Source organism: Trebonia sp. (genome assembly GCF_049794275.1).
Classification (GTDB): domain Bacteria; phylum Actinomycetota; class Actinomycetes; order Streptosporangiales; family Streptosporangiaceae; genus Trebonia.
This window is the reverse complement of record NZ_JBARCR010000023.1, coordinates 1-3086: the sequence shown is the minus strand read 5'-3', so window position 1 is coordinate 3086 and position 3086 is coordinate 1. Positions and strand designations below refer to the sequence as shown.

The following is a 3086-nucleotide window of genomic DNA, read 5'->3' as shown; positions in this document are numbered from 1 at the left end:
GTGCCCGGCGACCCCCGCGGACAGGTACCGGGTAAGGCTCGCCAGCGTGTCGTACTCCGGCCCGTCGTGCACCACGAGCAGCGGCAGCCGCTCGCCGGGCTGCGTGCCCTGCGGAGACCAGACCCGTACGGAGACCGCCGCGTCAAGCGCCTTGACCGGTACGTCGACAGCGGTAACGTTCCCTGGCTCGGCCGCGGTGCTCAGCCATCCCGGTGGGGTGTAACCCGGGAACTCCAGGACGCTCTTCGGTCCGAACGCTCCCGCGACCTGCCGCGAGTTCCCGGGATCCAGCACGGTCTCCGTGCCGCCGCCGGCGTGCCGCAGCTCCAGCAGATACTCCATCCGGTTCACCGGCGGCCGGTCGATGACCAGCTTCCATCCGTCGCCGCTGCGGTGGAAGCCGAGCTGGTCGCCGGGGATACGCACGTCCTGGATGAGCCGCACGCCCGCCAGTCGATGCTCAGGATCGGCCAGCAGGAAGGTCACCGCATCCTCACTCATCCGGCCGCTGGCCTCGGTAATCGGCGCCGACGTCGCGGCCAAGTTCCTGGCGCAACTGATCCTCCACGCGATCCCACTCAGGGCCGAAGACCGCGATCATGGCGGCTTTCACTGCGCTGGCGGCATCAGCCAGCCGGTCGGCTACTTGCCGTACCTCGGCCGGCGTCCGCACCGTGACCATGACATCACGGGAGTTCCGGCTGCCGTGCAGCGTGACCAAGACGTCACCCGGCCGCGTTGCCCACGCGTCGTGGATAACCCGGTTGCGATGCGAGTTCGCCTGGTGGCAGGCCTTGAGCGCGGCCAGGAGCCTGTCCTTTTCCGCGGCGGGGATATCGGTATGGTGCCGGGTGATGCGCTCGCAATCCTCGATCATGGTGGCCGCTGTCAGCCGGGAATCCACCACCGCGGCGTACTTGCTGTCGATCAGCGCGCTGAACGCCGCGCGCAGCACTCGTTCCAGGAAGGCCGACTCGAGGACGACGCCGCCCAGCGCGTGCTGCAGCTCATCCACGTCCATGCCTGTAGACACTACGGGTTGCGGCCGGTGAAGAGGCGCGACCAGGGATTGACCAGGGGCATGTACTGGCGCGAGCGGACCCGCCCGCGCGCGAGGGTGGGACCGAGGACCAGCCCGGTGACTAGGCTTGCGACATCCGATGAGTAGGGGGTTGTGCGATGAGCAGCTACGACTACGACGTCATCGTCGTGGGTGCCGGGTCACCGGGGGAGCACTGCGCCGGCGAGCTGGCCGACGGCGGGCTCCGGGTGGCGGTCGTGGAGCGGGAGCTGGCCGGAGGCGAGTGCTCGTACTACGCGTGCATCCCGTCGAAGTCGCTGTTGCGGCCCGGCGAGGCGGTGTACCAGGCCCGCCAGGCGGCGGCCACCGCGCAGGTCGACGTCGCCGCCGCGCTGGCCTGGCGGGACTACATGGTCTCCAATTACTCCGACGAGGGGCAGCAGCGCTGGCTGGCGGGCGAGGGGATCGACCTGATCCGCGGTACCGGCGCGCTGGCCGGCCCCGGCGTGGTGGAGGTGGGCGACAGGCGATACACCGCGGCGAACGTGGTGGTGGCGACCGGCTCGGATGCGGTCATCCCGCCCGTCCCCGGGCTGCGCGAGCTCGACGGTGTGTGGACCAACCGCGAGGCGACCGGCATGAAGGCCGTACCGCGTCACCTGCTGATCCTCGGCGGCGGCCCGGTCGGCGCCGAGATGGCCCAGGTCGTGCGCCGATTCGGTGGCGACGTCACCGTGGTGGAAGGGGCCGAGCACGTGCTGGCCCGCGAGCCGGCCCCGCTCGGCCACGCCCTCGGCGAGGAGATGCGACGGGACGGCATCGAACTGATCCTCGGCATCAAGGCGGTCTCGGCGAGGCGCGACGGCGACGACTACGTGCTGGTCCTCGACGACGGCCGCGAGCTGCGCGGCGACCGGCTGCTCGTCGCCACCGGCAGGCGCCCGCGGGTGCCCGCCGGGCTGGACACGGTGGGCGTGACCGTCGGCCCGCATGGCATCCCTGTCGACGCGCACCTGCGCGTCGCCGACCGGCTGTGGGCCGTCGGCGACGTCACCGGCGTCCGGCTGCTGACCCACGTCGGCAAGTACCAGGGCGAGGTCGTCGCCTCGAACATCCTCGGCGAGTCCCGCGAGGCCCATTACGAGGCCATCCCCGACGTGGTCTACACCGACCCGCAGGCGGCCTCGGTCGGCGCCACGGAGGCGCCGTTCAGCGCGACCATCCCGCTATCCGAGGTGGCCAAGACAGCGACCTACAACCACGCCTACGCCAAGTCCACGGGCTTCCTGACCCTGCTGTCCGACGGCGAGACGCTGACCGGCGCGTTCGCGCTCGGCCCCGAAGCGGGGGAATGGATGCAGCAGGCCACGCTGGCCATCAGGGCCCGGGTGCCGCTGGCCGTGCTGCGCGACGTCATCCAGCCGTTCCCCACCTTCTCGGAGATCTACGTGGCCGGGCTGAAGGCGCTGCGCGGCCAGATCGCGGCCGCGCGTCAGCCCGCGCGGGCAACGGAATCGCAATGACCCACGAGGTGATGTCGTGACCAGCGAACCGCAACTCGCCGGACAGACCGTCGTCGTGATCGGCGGCAGCTCCGGCATCGGAATGGAAACCGCCCGCCTGGCCGCACAGGGGGGCGCCGGCGTGATCATCGCCGGCCGGCACGCCGACCGCCTGAAGCAGGCCGCGGCCGAGGTCGGCGCGCGCGATACCGCGGCGTTTGACGCCACCGACCAGGCCGCGCTCAGCGGCTTCTTCGGCGGCCTGCCGGGACCGGTCGACCACGTGCTGGTCACCGGCCCCGGCCCGTACTACGCGCCGTTGGCCGAGCTGGAGCACGACCGGGGGCAGCTCGATTGGGACCACCACATCTGGCTGCCTGTCGCCGTGGCTCAGCAGGCCGTCGGCCGGGTGCGGCCCGGCGGCACGCTGCTGTTCATGGCCGGCACCCGCGGCGGCGGGCGGGCGGCAGGACTGTCGCTCATCGCGGCGAACTCCGCCGCGCTGCCGGCCCTGATCGCCAACCTGGCGGTCGAGATCGCGCCGATCCGGGTCAACCTCATCG

The 3086-nt window shown here is 71.6% G+C and carries 4 protein-coding genes; 2 read left to right on the top strand and 2 right to left on the bottom strand.

The window, feature by feature from the left end; translation table 11 throughout:
* Positions 1-501: hypothetical protein (locus WA805_RS00550; RefSeq protein WP_425241388.1), on the bottom strand; the 501-nt coding region annotated here is incomplete at its 3' end.
* Positions 494-1021, bottom strand: a complete 528-nt coding sequence (locus WA805_RS00545; protein ID WP_422285705.1) for a hypothetical protein — start codon at positions 1019-1021, stop codon at positions 494-496. The genes WA805_RS00550 and WA805_RS00545, both read right to left, overlap by 8 nt.
* Positions 1022-1179: 158 nt before the next feature.
* On the opposite strand from WA805_RS00545, the gene WA805_RS00540 reads away from it, so the two are divergent.
* Together WA805_RS00540 and WA805_RS00535 are read left to right on the top strand one after the other, a co-directional pair.
* The gene (locus WA805_RS00540) at positions 1180-2544 is read left to right on the top strand and encodes a dihydrolipoyl dehydrogenase family protein (protein ID WP_425241387.1); all 1365 of its coding nucleotides are present in this window, start codon (positions 1180-1182) and stop codon (positions 2542-2544) included.
* Between the two features lie 16 nt (positions 2545-2560).
* On the top strand, positions 2561-3086 hold a 526-nt coding region (locus WA805_RS00535; protein ID WP_425241386.1), incomplete at its 3' end, for an SDR family NAD(P)-dependent oxidoreductase.

Bases quoted from the DNA above. Each gene is read 5' to 3' on its own strand.
- WA805_RS00545 (WP_422285705.1), bottom strand. From the start codon at position 1,021: ATGGACGTGGATGAGCTGCAGCACGCGCTGGGCGGCGTCGTCCTCGAG.
- WA805_RS00540 (WP_425241387.1), top strand. From the start codon at position 1,180: ATGAGCAGCTACGACTACGACGTCATCGTCGTGGGTGCCGGGTCACCG.